The organism is Arcobacter thermotolerans, assembly GCF_983172305.1.
On sequence record NZ_CFAFZJ010000017.1, the window covers coordinates 1 to 22,928 of the forward strand.

Below are 22,928 nucleotides of genomic sequence, written 5' to 3' on the forward strand. Positions count from 1 at the left end.
TGTAGTAGTTGAAACTGACATTTTTGTTTTTAATTACTTAATTACAAAATTATCACTCAAATTTATAGACAAGTTAATAAATATCTCTATTTATATCTTGTTCAATTTTTTACTTTTAACAATCATTATATTTAGTTTACAAAGATTACTTCCTAAACTTCATACATATTTTAAAGAACTCTAATTTTTAATAAAATTATAAAATGGCTCCGGCACCTGGGATCGAACCAGGGACCAAATGATTAACAGTCATCTACTCTACCGCTGAGCTATGCCGGAAATTAAAATCATTAAAATAAAAAATGGCTCCGGCACCTGGGATCGAACCAGGGACCAAATGATTAACAGTCATCTACTCTACCGCTGAGCTATGCCGGAATTTTTCTTTATCGTTAATGGGGTGGAATTATAGTAAAAATAAATTTTATTGTCAAGAGTTTTTGTAATAAATTTATAAATTTAATAAATTTATTACAAAGTAACTTTAAAATTAGTAATCATTTACTACTTTTTACTTACTCTTTGACACTCTTTTACAAAATGAATTGCATTTTCAACTGGAACATCTGGTAATATACCATGACCTAAGTTAAATATATGCCCCTCACCTTTCATAACATTTTGAATTGCTTCAACACATTTTGTAGTCTCTTCTTTAGAGTACAATCTACATGGTTCCATATTTCCTTGAAGTACATATTTACTTCCAAGTTTCTCTTTAGCAAGTGCCATTGGTGTTCCCCAATCTACTCCAAATACATCAAAGTTTCCATAAACAAGCCCTCTTTCAATAAATGCAGCAATTCCTTTTGGAAACATAATTACAGGAATATGTGGGTATCTCTCTTTTATATACTCTGCAATTTCAACCATATATTTCCAAGAGAACTCATCATAACGACCAGGTTCAATTGCAGATGCCCATGAATCAAATATTTGAACAACATCTGCCCCTGCTTCTATCTGTTTTTCTAAATAAAATTTAACAACATCTGTTACTTTTCTTAAAATTTTATGTAAAAACTCTGGATTTGAGTACATTATTTTTTTACAAAGATTATATGTTTTTGTTCCTTGCCCTTCAATCATATAAGTTGCTAAGGTCCAAGGTGCTCCTGTAAAACCAATTAAAGCTTTATCTTCAGGCAGTTGCTGTTTTAAAAGTTTTATAGTTTCATAAACATAAGTTAATTTATTAGCAGCTTCTTCTCCTCCAATTAGTTTATCCAAATCAGCTTCAGTTTTAATTGGAACTTTAAAAACAGGCCCTTCTCCTTGTAAAAACTCAAGATGCATTCCCATCTCATTTGGGATTACTAAAATATCACTAAATAAAATTGCAGCATCAACTCCAACAATATCAAGTGGCTGAATAGTAACTTCAGCTGCAAGTTTTGGATTATGACAAAGATTTAAAAAGTTTCCTGCTTTTGATCTAACTTCCATATACTCTTTTAGATATCTTCCTGCTTGCCTCATCATCCAAACTGGAGTATAAGGAGTTGGTCTTCTAAAACATGCATCTACAAAAATTTTTGACATAATTTAATTCCTTTTTTTATTTTTTTCCAACTTTACCTGTAAAGTAAAGCCCAACAGCAAGAGCTACTATTGCTAGTGAAAAATATAGTAACTCAAGCGGTGTTTCATACTTTGTATGTAAAACTCTTTGAAAGTAGTTTACTACTAAAACCATAATAATAACTTTTGCTATTTTATCTTTTAGCTGATCGAGAGAACTAATATTTAAAATAGAGTTACAATCTTCAGGTGTACAAGCTGCATCTATTTTTGAAATGAATAATTCATAAATTCCAAAAGAGAATATCAACAAAACAACAGCTATTAAATATAGATCAACTGCTCCAATAATTCCAGCGACAATATCTTCATGAAAATGTTCAGGATGAGTACCATCCATAAATGTTGTAAAAATAAATTTTGCTACATTAATTACATCAACGCTTGCAACAATAAATAAAATTACAGAGCCCATAAAACCAAAAATTACAGCAAGAATTACTATAAATCTACTTTTCCAAAGGGCATTTTCAAAAAATTTTTCAAACATTTACATTTCGCTTTCTAGCTCAATCCATTTTAAACCAATTCTAACTGCATTTGTAGCAGCACCAACCCTTACTTGGTCAGCAACATTGAAATAATGAATTATATTTGAAGCATAAACATCTTTTCTAATTCTTCCAACATATGTAAAATCTGTATCTGTAGAGATTATTGGCATTGGGTATTTTTTATTTGGTAAATCATCTATTACTTTTACATTTTCAAAATTCTCTAATGCATTTCTAACTTCATTTACATCAACATCAACACCATCTTTAAATGTAACTGTTAGTGATTCACTATGAGATCTTAAAACTGGAACTCGCACACAAGTTGCTGCAACTTCAAAGTTTTTGTGCATAATTTTTTGAGTCTCATTTACCATTTTCATCTCTTCTTTTGTAAAACCATTCTCCATTGCAACATCAATTTGAGGAATTACATTAAGTGCAATTTGGTGTGCAAATGCTTTTATCTCTGTTTCGTCCAATCTAAATGCAAAGAAATCTTGCATCTGTTTAACTAGCTCTTCCATCCCAGATTTTCCAGCACCAGAAACTGCTTGGTATGTTGAAACATCTACTCTTTTAATACCATATAAATCATCAAGTGGTTTTAAGCTTTGAACCATCTGAATTGTTGAACAATTTGGATTTGCAATAATTCCAGTCTCTCTCCAAAGTCCAATATCTTCTGGATTAACCTCTGGAACAACAAGTGGAACTTTTGGATCCATTCTAAAGTGACTTGTATTATCAATTACAACAGCTCCTGCTTCCACTGCAAATTTTGCAAATTTCTCAGAAATACTTCCACCTGCACAAAAAAACGCAATCTCAACCTCTTGTTCTTCAAAAACAGTTTCAGTAAGCTCTAAAACTACAACATCTTTATTTTTAAATTCTATTGTAGAGCCAGCACTTCTAGCACTTGCTAGTGGAATTACTTTATTAATTGGAAAATTTAACTCTTCCATAACTCTAAATACTTCTTCTCCAACAGCCCCAGTTGCTCCTACAACTGCAACATTAAACTTTCTCATTTTATTATTCCTCTTCTTTGTTATCTATAATATCTAATAAATTTTCTTCTTCATCTTTTGAAGTCTCTATTACTTCACCATCTTCGTTATATCTAATAATATTCCCATTTTCATCAAGTTCTATCTCTTCATCTTCTTTTGGGCATTTTGCAATTGATACAACTTTATCATCTTTATCCATATTTACAATTATTACACCACTTGTATTTCTTCCAGCTTTTCTAATTGTTTGCATATCAACTCTAATCATTTTTCCAATAGAAGTTAAAAGCATTAAATCTTGAGTATCATCAACTAAAACTTCACCAACAATATTTCCAGTTTTTGGTGATAATTTCATAGCAATAACACCTGAACCAGCTCTATTTGTAAGTCTATACTCTTCTATTGTTGTTCGTTTTCCAATTCCTTTTTCAGAAACTGTAAGAATCTCTTGCTCTTCACTATCAATTACATCTGCATCTACAACAATATCTGTATCAATTTTAAACTTAATACCTCTAACTCCTCTTGTACTTCTTCCTTGATCTCTTGTTTTTTCAAGTTCAAATCTAATACATTGTCCAAGGCTTGTGAATATCATAATATATTGAGTTTGTACATCTGCAATTTTAGCAGTTACAATCTCATCTGCATCATCAAGAACAATAGCTCTTACTCCATTACTTCTAATATTAGAGAACTCATTTAGTGATGTTCTTTTTATGATTCCATTTCTTGTAAAGAATACTAAAGATTTAGATTCATCAAAATCTGGAGTTGGAATAATTGCCATAATTTTCTCATCAGCTCTTAAATTAATTAAATTTACAACAGCTTTTCCTTTTGCAGTTCTACTTCCTTCTGGAATTTTGTAAACTTTTAACCAATAAAGTTGTCCCATATTTGTAACAAACATCAATGTATCGTGAGTATTACTTACAAAGAATCTCTCAATAAAGTCATCATCATGAGTTGTTACTGCAACTTTACCTTTTCCACCTCTTTTTTGTCTCTCATAAGATTTAATAGGAACTCTTTTTACATAACCATTATGAGTAATAGTAACTACCATTGGCTCATTTGGAATTAAATCTTCAATATCAATTTCATCATAAGAGTCTTCAATTTCTGTTTTTCTTGGAGTTGAGAATTTTTCTTTTATCTCATTTAACTCCTCTTTTATAATCTCATTTAATTTCTCTTCGCTTCTTAAAATTGACTCTAATTCTGCTATTAATAACATAAGCTCAGCATACTCAGCTTCAAGTTTATCTCTTTGAAGACCTGTTAATCTTCCTAATCTCATATCCAATATTGCTTGAGACTGAATTGCACTTAAACCAAATCTTGAAGATAAATTATCTTTTGCTTCTGTATCATTTGCACTAGCTCTAATAATTTTTACAACTTCATCAATATTATCTAGAGCAATTTTTAAACCTTCCAAAATATGTGCTCTTGCTTTTGCTTTTTCTAAATCAAATATTGTTCTTCTAATAATTACAGTTTTTCTATGTGATAAGAAAATATTTAAAATTTCTGGAAGATTAAATACTTTTGGCTCTTTATTGTAAACTGCAAGCAATATAATTCCAAAAGTTGTCTCCATAGGAGTTGATTTATAAAGATTATTAAGAACTATTTCAGCCATTGCTTCTTTTTTTAGCTCAATTACTACTCTAATTCCTTCTCTATCAGACTCATCTCTAACTTCTGCAATTCCATCAATTTGCTTATCTTTTGCTAGGTTTGCAATAAGTTCAATTAATCTTGCTTTATTTACTTGGTATGGTAACTCATCAATAACAATAACATCTTTTTTTGCTTTTGATTCTATATGATGTTTTGCTCTAATTCTTACTCTTCCACGTCCAGTATTATATGCATCAACAATTCCTCTTCTTCCAAAAATTGTTCCACCAGTTGGAAAATCTGGACCTTGAATAAACTCCATTAAATCTATTGCTTCAGCACTTGGATTATCAATTAAATGTAAAATTGCATCTAAAAGCTCCCCTAGATTATGAGGTGGAATTTTTGTTGCCATTCCAACTGCAATTCCTTCACTTCCGTTTAATAGAAGAGTTGGAACCCTTGTAGGAAGAACAGCTGGTTCTTTCATAGTGTCATCATAGTTTGGAACAAAGTTTACAGTATCTTTATCCAAATCTCTTAAAACTTCTTCAGCAATTCTTGTCATTCTAGCTTCTGTATATCTCATAGCAGCTGCACTATCGCCATCAACAGAACCGAAGTTTCCTTGTCCATCAACCAAAGGTGCTCTCATAGAGAAACTTTGAGCCATTCTTACAAGTGCATCATACACAGAAGTATCTCCATGTGGATGGTACTTTCCTATAACATCTCCGACAATTCTTGCAGATTTTTTATAAGCAACTTTTGAAGTTAAATTCAAATCATGCATTGCATATAAAATTCTTCTATGAACAGGTTTTAATCCATCTTTTGCATCTGGTAATGCTCGTCCAATAATAACACTCATAGAGTAATCTAAATATGAAGTTTTTACACTATCCTCAATATTTATATCTACAATATCTTGGTTCTCAAAAAGGTTTTCCATAAAATAAGGCCTTTAATATAAAGTTTTTCTTAAAAAAATTGTTTTTATTCTATCTAATTTATACTTAGTAATAGTTTTATATGTAAAAAAAAAGGAAGTAGAGAAAAACTCTACTTCCTTTTACAACTATTAATAATTATAAAACTATTTTTCAGCTTTGTATTTTACTATCATAGAGTAAATTTCATCTTTAAGTTTCAATTTCTCTTTTTTCTTTGTCTCAATAGTAAATTGGTCAGCATGTGAATTTTCTAAATTTGTGATTTCATGATCTAAATCATTATGTTTATCAAAAACTTTAGCAAAATGTGCATCTTTTTGTCTTAGTTCTGCGATTGCATCTCTGTGTTCGTGAAGCATTATCCGTCCTTGTTTAAAATTTTAAACGAGATTATATATAAAAAGTTCTTAATATTAACTTCTATAATCTGCATTGATTTCTACATATTTGTAGCCCAAATCACAACCATATGCTGTAAAACTCTCATCGCCTAAACCAATATCACAAATAATCTTGTATTGATCTTTTTTTAGAACATCTGCAGCTTTTTGCTCAATTATAGAGTCAAAACAGATTTCACCTTTATTAAATACTACAACATCATTATAAGAAATTACTAACTTTTCATCATCACAAGCTATTTGTGAAGCTCCAATTGTTGAAGCAATTCTTCCAAAGTTTGGATCTTCCCCAAAAAGTGCTGTTTTAACTAAAAGAGAATTTGATAAAGCTTTTGCTGCTTTAATTGCATCTTCTTTAGTTGCTGCATTTTTTACTTCAAAAGCTGCAACTTTTTTTGCACCTTCACCATCTGCAACCATTAACATAGCCATATCATGCATTACCAATCTTAAAGCTTCACAAAATGCATCTTTATTATAAGCATTTGATTTACCATTTGCCAACACCATTACTGTATCATTTGTTGATGTATCTCCATCAACAGAGATTGCATTAAAAGTTGTCTCTTTATTTTTATTTAATGCCTCTTTTATATCTTTATAAGGTACATCTGCATCTGTACAGATAAAACAAAGCATTGTTGCTAGATTTGGATTTATCATTCCAGCACCTTTTGCAACTGCTCCTATTTTAAATGAGCTTCCATCTTCAAGTTTCACTTCATAAAGACAAGTTTTAGGGTATGCATCTGTTGTCATAATAGCACGAGATAAATTTTCTCCACTTTTTGCTGTTAAATCAAACTTTAAAGCTCCTGTAACTAATTTTTCAATAGGAAGTCTGTTACCAATAACTCCTGTGCTACTCATAACTGGATTTATTAAATCAAAGTTTAATTTAGAAAAAAGAGTATTTATATCTTCAATTCCTTTTCTTCCAGTCAAAGCATTTGCATTTTTCGAGTTAATTAACACAAAATTTGTCTTAAACCCCTCTTCATAAGCTAAAAAATGTTTTAATGGAGCTGCTTGAAATCTATTTTCTGTAAATATTGCAGCAACAGTACAAGCCTCTTTTGTATATATAAATCCTAAATCATTATTTCCATTTTGTTTAAGTCCAGCATGAATTCCATCACAAAAAAATCCATCTATTTGGTCTATATAACCTTTTATTGGTAAAATTGTAAACATTATTATAATTCCTTTGGTTGATTTGTTAAATTTAATACTCTTTTTGCTTTTAAAAGACCTTTTTGTGAACCAACAATTAAAAGTTTAGAGTTTTTATTGATAACTTTATCTCCATTTGGAAGCTGAACAAAAGCTCCACTTGACTCAGTTATTCCAATAATAGATATTCTAAGAGTATCTCTTAAGTTTAATTCTCGTAACTCTTTTCCAACAATCCAAGAGTTCTCTTTTATTAAAATATCTTCCATTGTTATTGGACTATCTTTTTTATATAAAAACTCATCTAAAATATTTTCCATATCAGGGCTTATTGCCATAGCACTTACTCTTTTTGCCATTAAAGATGGAGTCGCAACAACTTTATTTGCTCCTAGTTTTTTAAGTCTTACTTTTTCATTGTGAGTTTCAGCATTTGCAATAATTAAATATGGATTTCTCTCTAACTCTTTTTCATAAAGTCTTACAGATGCTATAAGTGTAATATTATCAGAGATATTTTTTGATAAAGTAATAACTCCTTTCGCAGAGCTCAAGTGAGATTTTAAAAAAGCTTCTTCTTTATATGGTTCCTCTTTTACAAAATATGGATATCCATGCTCTTTTGCAATAGCTTCAATATCATCACTTGAATCAACAACCACAAAAGGAATTTGATTTTCTCTAAACTGTTTTGCAACTTGTGCTGTATATTCATTGTGATAACACAAAACAAAGTGTCTTCTTAATCTTGCTATTTTGTAAAGCATTCTTCTCTCCCTTAAAAGTTCTCTTAAATTACCATTTGTAAAAACATCAATTACAACTCCAACTGCAAAGATTAAACTCATAAATCCGGCTAACATTAAAAATACAGTAAATAATATTGTCTCGTTTTTAAAATTTGATTCGTTTAAAGCACCAAATCCAGTATTTGTAATAGTATAAGATGTTTGAAAAATGGCTTGCATGATAGTATAGTCTTCTAAATAGACATAAGCTAAAGTACCAACCATCATAAGAATCTGAATTAGAATCAAAGGTGATCTAATTGGTTTTAATTTTGAATATATAATAGGATTTAAATCATACTGAGGGACATTAGAGTTATATTCCCATTTGAAATATTTTTTGAATTTTGTGAAAATGCTCATACTAAGCACTTATTCTAGTGCTTAATTATGAGTGTTTTTTAAGAGTTCTTAACTCTTTTGCAGAAATTTTTAACTTAGTTGTTGTTCCATCTTCTAATGTAACTCTAACTGTTCTAATATTTGGTAAAAATCTTCTTTTAGTTCTGTTTTTAGCGTGACTTACGTTGTTTCCAACCATTGGTCCTTTTCCAGAAATTGCACATCTTCTTGCCATTTTGGTATTCCTTTTTTATAGTGAAAAATAATTCAGAATTCTATCTTAAAATTCTTAAGTTAGAGTTAAATTTTTGTTAAAATGTCATTAAATTTTTCAATATTTTTATCCAAACTCATTTCAAGTGCAATATTTCTATTTTGTTTTTTTATTTTTTTAAGTTCATTTTCATCAAATAAAATAGCATCTATCTTAAAAGCTGTGCTAGGGTCATTTGGATTTTCCATTGTAGCATAAACATCTATTATCTCTTTTGCATCATTATTCATAGTAGAAAAAACTACACATTTGCAAAACATAGCTTTTATAACACTGCTTGCAATATTTTTGTTATAGCTTGGAAGTAAAAAAACATCACTGATAAGATATAGTTCATCTAATTTCTCTTTGCTTTCATCTAATAATATAATTTTTGGTTCCAACTTTGAATATTTTGGTAATGTAAATTCCAAAGCTGCCAACTGTTGCTTTGCTCCTGCAATAATAACTTTAAAATCTATAAATGAAAGATTTGAAACTATTTGTAAAAACTCTTTTACTCCACTTGTTTTGAAATTTTTTGCTGTAAAAAAGATAATTTTTGTATTTTCTGTAAGAGAAAATCTATCTTTATATTTTTCTTTTAACTCTTTTGGTTTTTGATATTTTATATCAACGCTTGGATAAATAACTTTAATTTTTTCATGACTTATTTTTGTTTTTGCTAAAATTAGATTTAGATTTGAAAATGAGTTTGTAACAACGAATTTAGAGTTTTTTATAAACTCTATTGAATTTTCATCTAATTCTCCACTATGAAAATATATATCTGGATATCTTTTTTTTGAAAATAACTTTGTTAGAAAAGATGGTTTTTTTAAAATTTTTATATCATCTCTATGTTTTAAGTTGTTTATCAAAGTATTGCTTATTTTATAGTATACAGTTGTTTGTTTCATAATTTAGTTTTCCTATTTTTAAAGTTGTAATTATAGTTAAAAGTGCTTTATGATATTATTTAAACTTAAATTGTAAGGATAAGTTATATGCAAAAAAAGATTATCTATCTTGACAGAGATGGAGTTATAAATGAAGATTTTGGATATGTTAGTAAAATTGAGAATTTTAAATTTGTAAATGGAGTTTTTGAAGCTTGCAAAGAGTTTTTAGCTCTTGGATATGAGATTATTGTTGTTACAAATCAATCTGGAATTGGAAGAAACTATTATAGTGAAGATGAGTTTTTAGAGCTTACTAAACATATGAAAAATGAGTTTAAAAAAAAAGATATTGATATTTTAAATGTATATTATTGTCCACATAATCCAGATGATAATTGTTCTTGCAGAAAACCAAAAGCTGGAATGATTTTACAATCTTTAAACGATTTTGAAATAAACTTAAATAATTCATGGCTAATTGGTGATAAAATGAGTGATATTGAGTGTGCAAAAAATGGTAATATACCAAATAGAATTTTAATAAGTGAAGATGTAGTAGATGGTAAAGATTTTTTGCTTGCAAAATCATTACTAGATTCAGTAAAATATATAAAAAAGTAGGAAAATATGAAATATAACAATATAAATTTTAATAAAAAAACAATTTTAATAAGTGGTGGTGCTGGATTTATAGGTTCAAATTTAGCTTTTTATTTTCAAAAAAACTTTCCAGAATCAAAAATAGTGGTTTTAGATTGTTTTAGAAGTGGTGAAACTTTTTCAAATGGAAATTTAAAAAGTTTTGGTCATTTTAAAAATCTTTTAGGATTTAATGGAGTTGTTATTAGCGGAGATATAAATGATAAGAAATTATTAAAATCTTTGGAAAATGATTATAGATTTGACTATATTTTCCATCAAGCAGCAATTTCTGATACAACTGCAATTGAGCAAGATATTATGATTAAAACAAATGTTAATGCTTATGAAGATTTATTAAAAATTGCAATTAAACATAGAGCAAATATGATTTATGCTTCAAGTGCTGCAACATATGGAGACAGTGATAGATTTGAAGTTGGTTTTGAAAAACCAAATAATGTTTATGGTTTTTCAAAAGTTATGATGGATAACATAACTTACGAATATTTAAAAAAAGATCTACCAATTTCTATAGTTGGATTAAAATATTTTAATGTTTATGGTCCAAAAGAGTTTTTTAAAAATAAAACAGCATCAATGGTAGTACAATTTGGTCACCAAATTCTAAAAGGACTTACTCCAAAACTTTTTGAAGGAAGTGATAAAATATTAAGAGATTTTATTTACATTGAAGATATTATTCAAGCAAATATTAAAGCTTGTAAACCTAAAAAATCTGGTGTTTATAATGTTGGAACTGGAAATGCTAGAAGTTTTGAGGATATTGTAAATATTTTACAAAAAGAGCTTGAAATAGATAATGGAAAAGAGTACATACCAAACCCTTATGTTGGTTCTTACCAATTTTTTACAGAAGCAAATATTTTAACGACTAAAAAATTTTTAGATTATGAACCAAGATTTAGTTTAGAAGATGGAATAAAAGCTTATATACCTGAAATAAAAAGATTATTTGCGGAAGAGGTAAAATGATAAAACTAAATAAAAAACCAAACATTCTTGTAATTGGTGATTTAATGATTGATCACTATTTATGGGGAAGTTGCGATAGAATCTCTCCTGAAGCTCCAGTTCAAGTAGTAAATGTAAAAAAAGAGAGCTCTGTTTTAGGTGGCGCTGGAAATGTTATTAATAATTTAGTGACACTTGGAAGCGTAGTTGATGTAATTAGTGTAATTGGGAATGACTCTGTTGCAAATGAATTAAAAAGTTTATTAGAAAAAATTGATGTTCCAACATCAAACTTAGTGGTTGAGAATAATAGAAAAACTTCTAAAAAAAGTCGTCTTATAGCATCTCAACAACAAGTTCTAAGATATGATATGGAAAGTATTGATGATATTAATGAAAATAGTCATAAACAGATTATTCAAACTTTAGAGAAAAATATAGATAAATATAGTTCAATAATTTTATCAGATTATGGAAAAGGTGTTTTAACTACAAATTTAACAAAAGAGATTATAAAAATCGCAAATAAAAACAATATAAAGGTTTTAGTTGATCCAAAAGGAAAAGATTACAGTAAATATAAAGGCTCATACACTCTAACTCCAAATAAAAAAGAGGCTATGGAAGCCACAAATATTGATATAAAAGATGAAAGTTCTTTAATAGAAGCTTTAAAAAGTTTAAAAACACAATGTGAATTAGAAGTCTCACTAATAACTTTAAGCGAACAAGGTATTGCAATTTTTGATGATGAACTAACTATTAAACCAACAGTTGCAAGAGAAGTTTATGATGTAACTGGTGCTGGAGATACAGTAATTGCTTCAATTGCATTTGCTTTAGGAAACAATTTAGATATAAAAGATTCTATATATTTTGCAAATTTAGCAGCTGGTGTTGTTGTAGGAAAAATTGGAAGTGCTACAACAACACTTGATGAAATTTATGAATATGAATACAGTTTGCATAAATCAAATTCAACTTCACATATAAAAACATTTGATGAGATTAAAACTTTAGCTTCAAAACTACATAGTCAAGGTAAAAAAATAGTATTTACAAATGGTTGCTTTGATATTTTACATGTTGGACATGTGAAATATTTAGAAGTAGCAAAAAGCTATGGTGATGTTTTAATTTTAGGATTAAATGCAGATAGTAGTGTAAGAAAATTAAAAGGTCCAACAAGACCAATAAATACTCAAGATGATAGAGCATATATTTTAGCTTCACTTGAAAGTGTTGATTATGTAGTTATTTTTGAAGAAGAGACTCCTTATGAATTAATAAAACTAATAAAACCTCATGTTTTAGTAAAGGGTGGAGATTATGAAGGTAAAGAAGTTGTTGGGCAAGATATAGCAGATGAGTTAAAGCTTGTTCAATTTGTAGATGGAAAAAGTACAACAAATACAATTAAAAGGATACAAGAAAATGAAAAATGCAATAATTAAAGAATTTTTAGCTCACCAAGAAACAATAGCAAAAGTAATAGAAACAATGCAAGAACCTCTTTTAGAAGCTTCAAAACTTGCAGTTGAAACATTAAGAAATGGTAATAAAATTTTACTTTGTGGAAATGGTGGAAGTGCAGCTGATGCACAACATATTGCAGCAGAGCTTACAGGAAGATATAAAACTGAAAGAAGAGGATTACCAGGTATTGCTCTTACAACAGATACAAGTGCATTAACAGCTATTGGAAATGATTATGGATATGATAGAGTTTTTGATAGACAAGTTGAAGCTTTAGCAAATAAAGGCGATTTATTAATAGGAATTTCTACTTCTGGAAACTCAATAAATGTAATAAATGCTTTAAAAGTGGCAAGAGAAATGGGATGCAAAACTTTAGGATTAACTGGACGAGATGGTGGAGCTATGAATGAGCTTTGTGATATTAATTTAGTTGTACCATCAAATGATACACCAAGAATTCAAGAGATGCATATTCTTTTTGCACACACAATTTGTCAAATTATTGATAATGAATTAAGTTAATTTTGTAATTGCTTCTAAAACATCATTTGCTGTAACTAGTTTCATACAGTTGTGATGTTTTAGCGGACACTCTCTTTTCATACATGGTGCACAATCTAAATTTTTTGTCACTATCAAACCATTTTTATCGTTTCTCCATTGATTTGTCTCAGTAAATTTTGTTGGCCCAAAAATTGATACAGTTTTTACTTTATAAGCAGCTGCAATATGCATAGGTCCACTATCATTTGTAATAAACAGGCTTAAACCTGCAATTTTTTCTATAAGTTCAGGAATAGTTGTTAATCCAGATAAATTTTGATAATTGAAAATACTATTTTTTATTAATTCATTTTCAATATCTTTTGCAATATCAGTTTCAGTAGGTCCTCCAAAAATTACAATATCATACTTTGAAGATAAACTGATTGCAACTTTTGCAAACTCTTGGGGATACCATCTTTTTGCACTTCCATATGTTGCTCCTGGATTTATTCCTAAAGTTGGTTTTGAATAAGAAAATGGTTTAAAATAGAGTTTTAAATCCCCTACTTCATTGTTTAATTTTAAAACCTTATTTACAAAATCGTTATAACGAATAGCTAGATGAATCTCATCTTTTGTAAGTCTTTTGTAGTTGAATTTATTTTTTGCTTTTATAAAAAACATCATAAATTTTGAAGAGAAACTTCTTCGAAAAGATATTGCTAAATCAACTTTTCCTATTGATTTTGCTAAAACTATTAAATTTTTATATCTATTTCCACTTTTTTTTGTATCATCAACTATTATTTTTTCAATATTTGGATAATTTTCAAAAGCCTTTGTTGATACAAAAGAACCTAAAAGTGTAATTTTTGCTTTTGGATATGTTTTTATAATATTTTGTATAGCAGGAGTTGCCATAATTGCATCTCCAAGCCATGAAGGAATCTCTATAAATATTTTCATTTTCTCTCTCTTTAAAATCTATTTTTATATGGTATTTTATTTATGTAAACGAACGATTCTGCAACGAAAGGGTCAAATTTTGTAAACAAAATTTGGGGCACCCATCGTGAAGTCTTAGTGAGTTTATAAAAATAAAATTATTCTTACTTTTTTTGTAATAACTCTTTAAAAACATAAAATTGTGGATATTTTAAAATTTTTCCATCTCTATTATTAACTAATCCATACCCAGGAGCAATTAGTTGATGCCAATAAACTCTTTTTATTTTTTTGGAATCTTGTGCTATTTTAAAATAATCCAACATATATTTTGTGTAGTCATCGCAGCTAACACACTCTTTTTCACTTGTAGGTGCGTATGGAGCTGTATTAGATATTGGCCAATTAACTTCTGTAATATAAATATCATCACTTAAAGTTTTTGGACTCATTTTTACAAGTGAAAAAAGCATATCTATCTTATTTTTTAAATCAAATATCCCATATTGACTATTTTGTGGAGCACCTCTTCTATCTACGTAAAGTAAAGCTGAAGTTATATCATATTTTATTTTTTTTAAATTAAACATAGCTCTTGCATTGTAGTAGTACTCAAAATCTATAACTGATGGTCCTAAAAGTTTAATATTTGGATATTTATCCTCTTTTATTTTGAAAGCTACCATATAAAAATTCATAAATTCTTCTGTACTAAAAAATCCCCATTTTAATCTATTTATTGTAGTTCCAATTTGAAACTCATTTGATATATTTTCAAACTTTTGAAAAATCAAATCAATATTTTTTTTAAAAAGTTCTTGATTTTCAATATTTAATCTATCTTGAATTACATTTATTAAAATATTTTTTCTCTCATTTTTATTAAAACTATTTGCAAACTCAAAATATAAATCAATATTTTTAATATCACTAAGAGGTAATCTAATAATTAAATTCTTTACACCCAACTCTTCAACTAAATCTTGTTGGGTATTTTTACCATCATCTTTATCTAGATTTACTCCAAGACCTATGAAATCTATATTTGAAGTTTTAACATTTCCTTTAAAAAATTTCATAATAATTATTGAAATAGGAAGAATAAAAATAGAAGTAAAAAGTAATTTTAAATTATCTTTTAACTCCTTTCTTCTCGTAGCTTTTTTAAAAGCTCTATCCTTGATAACTTGAGGTTGATCTGAATAACTATCCCAAATAAAATGGTTATTTGACATCCAAAATCTCTTTTAACCTATTTTCTATTTGCAAATATTGTTCTTTTGTATAATTTTTATTTATCATAAAATTATTTTGATATTTTTCATCACTTACTGTTGCCCATCTTTTACTACTTGCAAATAAGCTATCACCAAAAAAAGAGAGAGTTTGAGAATTTGAAGCACCTGCAAGATGCATAGGTCCTGTTGAAGTACTCACAAAAAGAGAACTACTTGCTATATATCTTGCAAAATCCATTAAAGTAACTTTTGACTCATAAATATATGCTTCAAAATCTAAATTAGCCTCAATATACTCTTTTGCTTTCTCATCATCAGGACCAAAAGAGAAAACTATATCATAAGTGCTATTTTTGATACTTCTAGCCAAGTTTATATAATCATCAATTCTTAAGTTTCCATCACTACTACCACCAAATCCAGTATGAAAAATAACTCTTTTCTCTTTTTTCTCTTTAATATTTAAAAGTGGTTTTGAAAAATCAAGCTTAATTTCTGGAAAAATTGCTTTTGCTAATTCAAGATTGTATTGCCACTCTGTTTTTAAAGCTTTACTTCTTCTTTGTCTTATACGTTTGTTGAAGTAAAATTGAGCTAATTTTGTTGCTGGTGCAACTCTTTTTTTAATTCCGCTTTTATAAAGTATTTTTCCTAATTGAGTATCTATATATGCACTAATACTTGCATCAAAATTTTTAGATTTTATATCTTGTAAAGTTCTAGGAAAATCATTTGTATTATATAAAATAACATCATCTATAAACTCAATATCTTTTGCAAATTTATAATTTATTTTTGAAACCAAAGCTGTGATTTTTGTATTAGGATACTGCTCTTTTATAGCTTTAAAAAGTGGTAAAGTAACTACAAAATCTCCTATTTTATCGTGTCTTGTTATAAGTAAATTCATTTTTTTAACTCTTTATTAAATTCGTATAATTTTATATATTTATAAAAATTTGTAACCATATGAGAAAAAGCAATTACAAGTCCTACATAACCATCTCTAAAACCTTGTTTTAAAATATATGTTCTAAAAAATGAATAACTTGCATTAAAAAAAGCTTTTACTGGACTTGAAGATTTTTTTCCCGCATTATTAGATGCAAAAAGTGTTGAGTATCTGTCTGCTTTAATTATAAATTCTGAAATTGTATGATAACTATAATGCTCAACATTTCCTTTTAACTCTTCTATTTTCAAGCTATCAGTTATGATATCTTCATGAACATCATTTGAGTTATATTTTGTAATATTTTTGTTGTACAATCTTTTAATCTTTTGATTATTCCACCCACAATGTTTTACTTGAATATCTTTGTAAAAAGCTTTAAAATTTAACTTATAAACTGTTTTTTCATCCAGTTTTTTATTTTTTAATTCTGCTAAAAGCTCTGTGTCAACTACTTCATCGCTATCAATTATTAAAATCCAATCATTTGTAGCAAAAGAAGCTGCATGATTTTTTGTCCAGCCAAAACCTTTAAAATCACCTTGTATTAAATTTACATTTGGAAACTTTTTTGAAATATTTATGGTTTCATCTGTTGAACCATTATCATAAACAACAACATCATTAAAATCAACTAAGCTTTTTAAACTATTTTCTATAGTTTTTTCATTGTTTTTTGCTAACATAACTACACTAATATTCATTTTTTACCCAATCTTTTAACTATTCCTTTAAATTTATATTTTAATAGTTTTGTAGTTTTAAATATCTCATCAGCAGTTTTTAAATTATCACCATCTACTCTATAAATTGCTCCATTAATTCCACTAAAATCTTTATGTATTGCATTTCCTATTCTAAAATTGTATTGATAATATTTTTTAGACTCTTTTAAAATATTTTGATTGTATTTTCCAAAAGGAAATACAAAACTCTCTATTTTTGTATTTAACTTATCTTCTAAAATCTGTTTCGAAACTCTTAACTCTAAATCTAAATCAACTTGTTTTTGTGTTAAATCAATATGAGAATGTGAGTGCGAACCAAAAACTACTAAACCACTCTCTTGCATCTGTTTTAACTCTTTATATGTGCAAAACGTGGCTTTTTGATAATTTTCAAACAAATCATTATGCTCAAAATTCATTCTATTTTCTGCTTCTTCTTCTGTATCATCTAAAATATATTTTGAAGGAATTGCCAAAAGTGCTTTTAGATTATATTTTTTTAAAAGTGGAAAAATCAAAAAATAAAAATCTGCATAAGCATCATCAAAAGTCAAACAAACACTTTTTGAAGTAATTTTCTCACCTGGAAAAATTGTTTTGAAATTATTTTTTATATATTTTAAATGCTCTTCAAAAATTGCTAAATCATTTGAACATCTATCACTATTAACATGATGATACATAATACTAATCAACAACTTTTTTTCCTTTTAATCTTTTTTTGAAATTTATTTTTGCTTTATGTTTATGAGAAAAATCTAAAGCTTTAGAAACTAACTCTTTTTCATCTTTTTGCAACAATCTTGCATACTCTTTTATGATAACTTCTAAATCTTCATCTTTTGCCCAAAGTTTTGAAAAGTTTTTAAGTCTATCATTAAGTTCTAAATCAAAAAATTTCATTCTATTTATATCAACTATTTTAAAAATAAAATTATCATTCTCTTTTTTTATTAATATATTTCCAGGGCTATAATCAAAATGAAAAATTCCAGCTTCATGCAATTCAAATGTAAATTTTGCAAAAGCTTTTAATATCTCATCTTTATTTGGAAAATTTATATCTAAAAGTGGCTCTCTAATAGTAAAATCATAATCAAACTTTTCGCTTACAAAATAACTCTCATCTAATAATCCAAATTTATAAAACTCTATATATCCGATAGGTTTTGGTGTAAAATCTTTTATTTTTAATGCATATTCATAAGATTTTTGTGCTTTTGATTTTTTGAAAAATGTATATACAATTTTATTTATAAAATGTGGTATTTTAAAATATTTTACAACTAGCTTTTGATTTTCATGTTCTATAACTTTTAGTTCGTTTCTAGCTTTGTGTATAGTATTTGAATTTTCTTTGAAAAATTGTTTTATATTACATAAAAAATATTCAAATTTTTTAAACTCTTCATTTAAAATAAATTTATAGTTTGACAATTTTTACCTTTTTCTTTTTTGATAGTTAAGATTTTAACCAAAAAAGCATTTAATTTGGATTTAACTACTAAAAAAGTAGAATATACGCTTAAAATAAATAAACAAAGAGTTCTATGAAAAAAGTTTTAGAAGTTTGTCTTTCACCAGATTTGGGTGGGCTTGAACTATATATGAAAAATATAACTAAGTATTTAAATTCAAATGCTGTAATAAATAAAAAATCAAAGCTGAAAAATGTATTTGAAAATGAAAAAATAAATTATTTTGAGCTTTCAAGATATAACTTTTTAAAACTTGCAAAAATCATAGATAAAGAAAAAATTGACATAATACATATTCACTGGACAAAAGACCTTCCAGTAGTTGTTTTTGCAAAACTTCTTTCAAAAAGAAAACCAAAAATTGTTCAAACAAGACATATGCATATGACAAGATTTAAAAGTGATTTTTATCATAAGTTTTTATATAAAAATATAGATATGATGATTGCTGTTACAAATCTAGTAAAAGAGCAACTTGAAAAGTTTATCCCAAAAGATATAAGACCTAAAATAGAAACTTCTTATATTGGGGCAAATACTCCTAAAATTTTAAGCAATGAAGAAAAAAATAGTTTAAAAAAATCTTTTAATATAACTGATGAATTTATAGTTTGTATCGTTGGAAGAATTGAAGAAGCAAAAGGACAACATATAGTTTTAGAAGCTGTTGAAAGTTTGCGAAAAAATGGTATAAAAATAAAAACTTTAGTTGTTGGTCACTATATGGATGAAAACTATTTTAATAATCTAAAAAATAGTTATCCAAATGACATATTTACAGGCTTTGTTTCTAATCCAACAGATTTAATGCAAATTTCTGATTGTCTTGTACTAGCAACAAAAAAAGAGACTTTTGGGCTTGTACTTATTGAAGCTATGAAATGTGGTGTTTGTGTTTTAGGTAGTAACAGTGGCGGACCTCTTGAAATAATAGATGATGAAAAAACTGGACTTCTATTTGAAAGTATGATTAGTGATAGTTTATATAAAAAATTATTTTTGATTATTAAAAATAAAGAATTAAAAGAGACCTTAGCTTTAAATGGAAAAATTAAAGCTAATGAGTTTTTTGATAGTAAAAAACAGCTTGAAGAGATAAAAAATATTTTGGAGATAGTATGAAAGTTAGTGTTATTATTGCTGTTTATAAAGATGTGGAAGCATTAGAACTTATAATTGAGTCATTAAAAAATCAAACATATAAAAATTTCGAAGTTATTATTGCTGAAGATGGGCAAGATGAAAAAATGCAAGCGTTTATTAAATCAATAAAAGATTTGGATATTAAGCATGCTACTCAAGAAGATATAGGTGTGAGAAAATCAAAATCTCAAAATAATGGAATAAAAACTTCTAGTGGAGAATATTTAATTTTTATTGATGGTGATTGCATTTTATATAGTGATTTCATTGAAAAACATTTAATATTATCTTCTCCTTTACATATTATTTCGGGAAGAAGAGTAAATCTTGGACCTAAATACTCTTCTTTTTTAAGAAATAAAAATATTACTTCTTTATGGCTTGAAAAAAACTTTACAAAAAAATATTTTGATATATCAAAAGATGCAAGAGAAGAAAAACATACTGAAGAAGGATTTAAAATAAAACCTTTTAGTTTTTTACACAAAATATTACACTTAAAATATAAAAAAAAAGATGTTTCTATATTGGGATGTAATTTTTCTTGTTATAAACAAGCAATGATTGATATAAATGGATTTGATGAAGAGCTAGGTAACTCTGCATATGCTAGCGATACAGATTTAGAGTGGAGATTTAAAGGAGTTGGATACAATATTATTTCTGCAAAATATATAGCAAACCAATTTCATCTTTTCCATAAACGTAAAAATGGAATATTTGAAAGAGGTATGTTAGAAAAAATTAAAAAAAATCAAGAAAATAAAAAATTTTACTGTTCCTTTGGTTTAAAATAAAAATTTAAAAATTAATTTATATTTTAGAAAGAAATTCCTCTATATTATTTTTATTTAATATTATTCCAAAATCATAAATTAAATTTTCATTTTTTTCAACTGTCTTAGCAACAATTGCATTTGTTTCTGGATAAGCATGATTTGAATCTCCAAAATAACTTGTATAATTAACAGTTACGCTGTTAATATACATAAAGTGATGTATCTCCCCAAAAATTTCAACCAAATCTCTAAGCCAATTTTTATAATTATCTTTATGTCCCAATTCAAGCATTTCTTTAAATAAAGGGTAAGAAATTGGAGTTGTATAAATTAAAAATTTTTTATCATTGTAATCATTTTTTAAGTTATTTAAAATAGTATAAAAATTTATATTAACATTGCCATTATAAGCTTCTTTTTTATAATCTTCAATATCTATTAACACCTGATTTTCAATACTTTTAGGATCACGTTTAGAATACGATTTAATTAGTTCCCTTGTATATCTATATGCTTTATTTTTAAAATAATCTTTTAAATTTTTCAAACTAGCTTCCAAAGCATCAAAAGTAAACAAATTTTTCCATCTATAAAATAATGATTTTGTATTTTCAATAATCTTTGGTCCTTGATTATATTTGAATAATTTATTATCTAAATATCCAAAAAAGTCAACTGCCAATATTATTGTATCTATAGGTTGATTGCTATCCTTAATAGCAAAATCAATAAATACTTTATATTCTTGTGGTCTCATTGCAACTGCTGAATAATTAAATACTTTATAATTTTCAAAAGAATTTGGATTCATGTAAGTAGTTCTGCTACTTCCTAATAATAAGGTATCATATTTTTTATCAGTAAAATATATATAATTTGATTTTTGCTGTCTTTCATTTATACCTTTTTGAAAATTATTAAATTTATGTGAATGATTAAATGTCCAAAACGGATCCATGATATAATTAATTAAACCAATAAAAGACAAAATAAATATAGTTATTAATACATACTTTTTAATCCATTTTTGTGACATCTGATTCCTTTTTAAATATAAATTATTATTGTCTTCGAGACTACTTATTATTTGATTCTTCAACTAAAACTTCTATATAGTTATCAATATTATCTTTTGTAACAAGTAGTCCATATTCTGTACTATTATTATAAATAGTATCTAAAATTATATCTCCTACTAGTTCTCTATAATGAGAGGTTTCATAAAAATTATAGTTATTAGTTGTTAAGCTATTAATTATAGCAAAATCATAGTAATTAGTAATTTGACTCAATCTCTTTTTAAAATTATTTAAATTATCCAAATTATTATAAAGATATGTAGTCTTATGAATTGGATTTATAAAAAAAATTAAATTAATATTATTTTCTTTACAAATACTTATTATATTCTTTATATCTTCTATAGTTTCATTTATTAAATTATTTTCTTTATAAAAAGTTGGCATTTTAAATTTAATATCTTTATTATGAGCTTCTCTATTTTGTTCAATAAAAATATCTATACTTTTTGGAGTTATAGGCATCCCAGTATTATAAATATCATAATTTAAATTTCCATTTCTTAATGCATTAAATTTTGGTTCTATAAGTAAATAATTTATATAAAAATTTAATATATTATTTCCTGAAACTAAATAATGCATTTTTCTCATTGGTTCAGAATAGTGTTTTTCTGGATTCACTTTATATGAAAAATCATCTAATCCAATTAATATATTTTTTATTTTTACATCATTATTTATTAAAAATTTAATATTTTGATAATGCTCTCTAGGTAAACCTTCACTATAAGTCATATTATAATATTTACCGTTTTCTATTTTTAATGGATTTATTTTACCTACCCTACTTGAACCAAATATGAATGAATCATATTTCTTTTTATTGTTCATAATATATTTAATTTTTATAAAATTTTGATTTGGTTCATATCTAAGATTATTATAATTACTAGAAAAAATTTTATATCTATCTATCTTATAATTAATAAGCATAATACATAAGATAAAAATAACAGTTAAACTTACGACAAATTTAACAAATAATTTATTTTTATACATATTAAAAATTAAAATATAAAAATTCACTAACTTTTGTTAGGTTTAAAATACTTGTTAATATTAATATCAAAAATAAAAAACCATACAAAATATTTGGTTTAAATTTATTTCTATACTCCATACTATTTTTAAATATTAATACTAATATTAATACTAAAATAAGCCAAATAGTCTCTTTTGTTCCTCCATCAGAATATAGATAAACTTCTCCAAATTCAGTATCTAAAAAAGCTAATTTTTCTGAAAGTGAATTTGGCAACACAACATTATCCAAGCTAAACATACTTCCTAATACTTTCATCGCACTCTCAAAATCTTTTGCTCTAAAAAATATCCATGTTATATTTATAAAGTTAAAAGTAATAAACCAAGCTAAGATTTTATTCATCTTAAATCCTAAGCTTTGCCAGAATCTATGAATTGCAAGTGCTATACCATGCAATGCTCCCCAGATTATAAATGTCCATCCT

Annotated in this window: 23 protein-coding genes, 2 tRNA genes and 1 pseudogene; 6 read left to right on the plus strand and 20 right to left on the minus strand. The window is 26.6% G+C overall.

Going from position 1 to position 22,928, the window contains the following annotated elements; genetic code table 11:
• Positions 1 to 204: 204 nt before the first annotated feature.
• The 11 genes from AC5LG6_RS10750 to AC5LG6_RS10800 all read right to left on the minus strand — a co-directional run bounded on the left by AC5LG6_RS10750 (position 205) and on the right by AC5LG6_RS10800 (position 9,553).
• Positions 205 to 279, minus strand: a tRNA-Asn gene (locus AC5LG6_RS10750).
• Positions 280 to 303: 24 nt separating this feature from the next.
• Positions 304 to 378 (minus strand) — tRNA-Asn (locus AC5LG6_RS10755).
• A 126-nt stretch (positions 379 to 504) separates the two neighbouring features.
• Positions 505 to 1,542, minus strand: coding sequence for a uroporphyrinogen decarboxylase (gene hemE / locus AC5LG6_RS10760; RefSeq protein ID WP_498586577.1), 1,038 nt, complete (start codon positions 1,540 to 1,542; stop codon positions 505 to 507).
• A gap of 16 nt (positions 1,543 to 1,558) precedes the next feature.
• Positions 1,559 to 2,071, minus strand: a complete 513-nt coding sequence (locus tag AC5LG6_RS10765; protein WP_066152859.1) for a YqhA family protein — start codon at positions 2,069 to 2,071, stop codon at positions 1,559 to 1,561.
• A complete protein-coding gene (locus AC5LG6_RS10770) occupies positions 2,072 to 3,109 on the minus strand; it encodes an aspartate-semialdehyde dehydrogenase (RefSeq protein WP_498586578.1) in 1,038 nt (345 codons plus the stop codon).
• A gap of 4 nt (positions 3,110 to 3,113) precedes the next feature.
• On the minus strand, positions 3,114 to 5,675 hold the full coding sequence (gene gyrA / locus AC5LG6_RS10775; protein ID WP_498586580.1) for a DNA gyrase subunit A: 2,562 nt from the start codon (positions 5,673 to 5,675) through the stop codon (positions 3,114 to 3,116).
• Positions 5,676 to 5,819: 144 nt separating this feature from the next.
• Positions 5,820 to 6,035 carry an HP1242/YdcH family protein gene (locus tag AC5LG6_RS10780; protein ID WP_066152849.1) on the minus strand — a complete coding sequence of 72 codons (216 nt, stop codon included), beginning with the start codon at positions 6,033 to 6,035 and terminating at the stop codon, positions 5,820 to 5,822.
• A gap of 54 nt (positions 6,036 to 6,089) precedes the next feature.
• The gene (gene argJ, locus AC5LG6_RS10785) at positions 6,090 to 7,271 is read right to left on the minus strand and encodes a bifunctional glutamate N-acetyltransferase/amino-acid acetyltransferase ArgJ (protein ID WP_498586582.1); all 1,182 of its coding nucleotides are present in this window, start codon (positions 7,269 to 7,271) and stop codon (positions 6,090 to 6,092) included.
• Positions 7,272 to 7,273: 2 nt separating this feature from the next.
• Entirely contained in the window at positions 7,274 to 8,401 is a 1,128-nt protein-coding gene (locus AC5LG6_RS10790) for a potassium channel family protein (protein WP_066218589.1), read from the minus strand.
• A gap of 25 nt (positions 8,402 to 8,426) precedes the next feature.
• The gene (rpmB, locus tag AC5LG6_RS10795; protein ID WP_066152839.1) at positions 8,427 to 8,615 is read right to left on the minus strand and encodes a 50S ribosomal protein L28; all 189 of its coding nucleotides are present in this window, start codon (positions 8,613 to 8,615) and stop codon (positions 8,427 to 8,429) included.
• Between the two features lie 65 nt (positions 8,616 to 8,680).
• Entirely contained in the window at positions 8,681 to 9,553 is an 873-nt protein-coding gene (locus AC5LG6_RS10800; protein ID WP_066152836.1) for a glycosyltransferase, read from the minus strand.
• A gap of 87 nt (positions 9,554 to 9,640) precedes the next feature.
• Between AC5LG6_RS10800 and gmhB the strand changes: the two genes are divergently transcribed.
• From gmhB to gmhA, 4 genes are read left to right on the plus strand one after another with little or no spacing between them, the layout of a single operon-like run.
• Positions 9,641 to 10,156 carry a D-glycero-beta-D-manno-heptose 1,7-bisphosphate 7-phosphatase gene (gmhB, locus tag AC5LG6_RS10805; RefSeq protein WP_066358515.1) on the plus strand — a complete coding sequence of 172 codons (516 nt, stop codon included), beginning with the start codon at positions 9,641 to 9,643 and terminating at the stop codon, positions 10,154 to 10,156.
• A gap of 6 nt (positions 10,157 to 10,162) precedes the next feature.
• Entirely contained in the window at positions 10,163 to 11,170 is a 1,008-nt protein-coding gene (gene rfaD / locus AC5LG6_RS10810) for an ADP-glyceromanno-heptose 6-epimerase (RefSeq protein ID WP_498586584.1), read from the plus strand.
• Complete coding sequence (gene rfaE1, locus AC5LG6_RS10815) at positions 11,167 to 12,603, plus strand: D-glycero-beta-D-manno-heptose-7-phosphate kinase (RefSeq protein ID WP_260968196.1); 1,437 nt, start codon at positions 11,167 to 11,169, stop codon at positions 12,601 to 12,603. The genes rfaD and rfaE1 overlap by 4 nt, the downstream gene beginning before the upstream one ends.
• Positions 12,584 to 13,150, plus strand: a complete 567-nt coding sequence (gene gmhA, locus AC5LG6_RS10820; protein ID WP_434274549.1) for a D-sedoheptulose 7-phosphate isomerase — start codon at positions 12,584 to 12,586, stop codon at positions 13,148 to 13,150. Before rfaE1 ends, gmhA begins: the two co-directional genes overlap by 20 nt.
• Here the strand turns inward: gmhA and AC5LG6_RS10825 are convergent.
• The 6 genes from AC5LG6_RS10825 to AC5LG6_RS10850 form a co-directional block, all read right to left on the minus strand.
• Positions 13,142 to 14,080: a glycosyltransferase family 9 protein gene (locus tag AC5LG6_RS10825; RefSeq protein ID WP_498586585.1), complete on the minus strand. Its 939-nt coding sequence runs from the start codon at positions 14,078 to 14,080 to the stop codon at positions 13,142 to 13,144. The two genes, gmhA and AC5LG6_RS10825, sit on opposite strands and share 9 nt — an antisense overlap.
• Positions 14,081 to 14,223: 143 nt before the next feature.
• Positions 14,224 to 15,294 carry a hypothetical protein gene (locus tag AC5LG6_RS10830; RefSeq protein WP_498586586.1) on the minus strand — a complete coding sequence of 357 codons (1,071 nt, stop codon included), beginning with the start codon at positions 15,292 to 15,294 and terminating at the stop codon, positions 14,224 to 14,226.
• A complete protein-coding gene (locus tag AC5LG6_RS10835) occupies positions 15,284 to 16,207 on the minus strand; it encodes a glycosyltransferase family 9 protein (protein ID WP_187472075.1) in 924 nt (307 codons plus the stop codon). Before AC5LG6_RS10835 ends, AC5LG6_RS10830 begins: the two co-directional genes overlap by 11 nt.
• On the minus strand, positions 16,204 to 16,953 hold the full coding sequence (locus tag AC5LG6_RS10840) for a glycosyltransferase family 2 protein (protein WP_498586587.1): 750 nt from the start codon (positions 16,951 to 16,953) through the stop codon (positions 16,204 to 16,206). The genes AC5LG6_RS10835 and AC5LG6_RS10840 overlap by 4 nt, the downstream gene beginning before the upstream one ends.
• Positions 16,950 to 17,675, minus strand: a complete 726-nt coding sequence (locus tag AC5LG6_RS10845) for a polysaccharide deacetylase family protein (protein ID WP_498586588.1) — start codon at positions 17,673 to 17,675, stop codon at positions 16,950 to 16,952. The genes AC5LG6_RS10840 and AC5LG6_RS10845 overlap by 4 nt, the downstream gene beginning before the upstream one ends.
• The gene (locus tag AC5LG6_RS10850) at positions 17,665 to 18,414 is read right to left on the minus strand and encodes a lipopolysaccharide kinase InaA family protein (protein WP_148571626.1); all 750 of its coding nucleotides are present in this window, start codon (positions 18,412 to 18,414) and stop codon (positions 17,665 to 17,667) included. The genes AC5LG6_RS10845 and AC5LG6_RS10850 overlap by 11 nt, the downstream gene beginning before the upstream one ends.
• A 113-nt stretch (positions 18,415 to 18,527) precedes the next feature.
• Here AC5LG6_RS10850 and AC5LG6_RS10855 point away from each other — a divergent pair, with 113 nt between their 5' ends.
• Positions 18,528 to 19,577, plus strand: coding sequence for a glycosyltransferase family 4 protein (locus AC5LG6_RS10855; RefSeq protein ID WP_498586589.1), 1,050 nt, complete (start codon positions 18,528 to 18,530; stop codon positions 19,575 to 19,577).
• The gene (locus tag AC5LG6_RS10860; RefSeq protein WP_260922684.1) at positions 19,574 to 20,395 is read left to right on the plus strand and encodes a glycosyltransferase; all 822 of its coding nucleotides are present in this window, start codon (positions 19,574 to 19,576) and stop codon (positions 20,393 to 20,395) included. The genes AC5LG6_RS10855 and AC5LG6_RS10860 overlap by 4 nt, the downstream gene beginning before the upstream one ends.
• Positions 20,396 to 20,411: 16 nt before the next feature.
• Here the strand turns inward: AC5LG6_RS10860 and AC5LG6_RS10865 are convergent, their stop codons facing one another.
• The 3 genes and pseudogenes from AC5LG6_RS10865 to AC5LG6_RS10875 form a co-directional block, all read right to left on the minus strand.
• A complete protein-coding gene (locus tag AC5LG6_RS10865; protein WP_498586590.1) occupies positions 20,412 to 21,476 on the minus strand; it encodes a hypothetical protein in 1,065 nt (354 codons plus the stop codon).
• A complete protein-coding gene (locus AC5LG6_RS10870; RefSeq protein ID WP_498586591.1) occupies positions 21,454 to 22,290 on the minus strand; it encodes a hypothetical protein in 837 nt (278 codons plus the stop codon). The genes AC5LG6_RS10865 and AC5LG6_RS10870 overlap by 23 nt, the downstream gene beginning before the upstream one ends.
• Before the next feature lie 169 nt (positions 22,291 to 22,459).
• Positions 22,460 to 22,928 (minus strand): annotated as a pseudogene (locus AC5LG6_RS10875) (MBOAT family protein); the annotation flags it as partial.

Coding starts and splice junctions, on each gene's coding strand:
- hemE (WP_498586577.1), bottom strand. CDS start 1,542: ATGTCAAAAATTTTTGTAGATGCATGTTTTAGAAGACCAACTCCTTAT.
- AC5LG6_RS10765 (WP_066152859.1), bottom strand. CDS start 2,071: ATGTTTGAAAAATTTTTTGAAAATGCCCTTTGGAAAAGTAGATTTATA.
- AC5LG6_RS10770 (WP_498586578.1), bottom strand. CDS start 3,109: ATGAGAAAGTTTAATGTTGCAGTTGTAGGAGCAACTGGGGCTGTTGGA.
- gyrA (WP_498586580.1), bottom strand. CDS start 5,675: ATGGAAAACCTTTTTGAGAACCAAGATATTGTAGATATAAATATTGAG.
- AC5LG6_RS10780 (WP_066152849.1), bottom strand. CDS start 6,035: ATGCTTCACGAACACAGAGATGCAATCGCAGAACTAAGACAAAAAGAT.
- argJ (WP_498586582.1), bottom strand. CDS start 7,271: ATGTTTACAATTTTACCAATAAAAGGTTATATAGACCAAATAGATGGA.
- AC5LG6_RS10790 (WP_066218589.1), bottom strand. CDS start 8,401: ATGAGCATTTTCACAAAATTCAAAAAATATTTCAAATGGGAATATAAC.
- rpmB (WP_066152839.1), bottom strand. CDS start 8,615: ATGGCAAGAAGATGTGCAATTTCTGGAAAAGGACCAATGGTTGGAAAC.
- AC5LG6_RS10800 (WP_066152836.1), bottom strand. CDS start 9,553: ATGAAACAAACAACTGTATACTATAAAATAAGCAATACTTTGATAAAC.
- gmhB (WP_066358515.1), top strand. CDS start 9,641: ATGCAAAAAAAGATTATCTATCTTGACAGAGATGGAGTTATAAATGAA.
- rfaD (WP_498586584.1), top strand. CDS start 10,163: ATGAAATATAACAATATAAATTTTAATAAAAAAACAATTTTAATAAGT.
- rfaE1 (WP_260968196.1), top strand. CDS start 11,167: ATGATAAAACTAAATAAAAAACCAAACATTCTTGTAATTGGTGATTTA.
- gmhA (WP_434274549.1), top strand. CDS start 12,584: ATGAAAAATGCAATAATTAAAGAATTTTTAGCTCACCAAGAAACAATA.
- AC5LG6_RS10825 (WP_498586585.1), bottom strand. CDS start 14,080: ATGAAAATATTTATAGAGATTCCTTCATGGCTTGGAGATGCAATTATG.
- AC5LG6_RS10830 (WP_498586586.1), bottom strand. CDS start 15,294: ATGTCAAATAACCATTTTATTTGGGATAGTTATTCAGATCAACCTCAA.
- AC5LG6_RS10835 (WP_187472075.1), bottom strand. CDS start 16,207: ATGAATTTACTTATAACAAGACACGATAAAATAGGAGATTTTGTAGTT.
- AC5LG6_RS10840 (WP_498586587.1), bottom strand. CDS start 16,953: ATGAATATTAGTGTAGTTATGTTAGCAAAAAACAATGAAAAAACTATA.
- AC5LG6_RS10855 (WP_498586589.1), top strand. CDS start 18,528: ATGAAAAAAGTTTTAGAAGTTTGTCTTTCACCAGATTTGGGTGGGCTT.
- AC5LG6_RS10860 (WP_260922684.1), top strand. CDS start 19,574: ATGAAAGTTAGTGTTATTATTGCTGTTTATAAAGATGTGGAAGCATTA.
- AC5LG6_RS10870 (WP_498586591.1), bottom strand. CDS start 22,290: ATGAACAATAAAAAGAAATATGATTCATTCATATTTGGTTCAAGTAGG.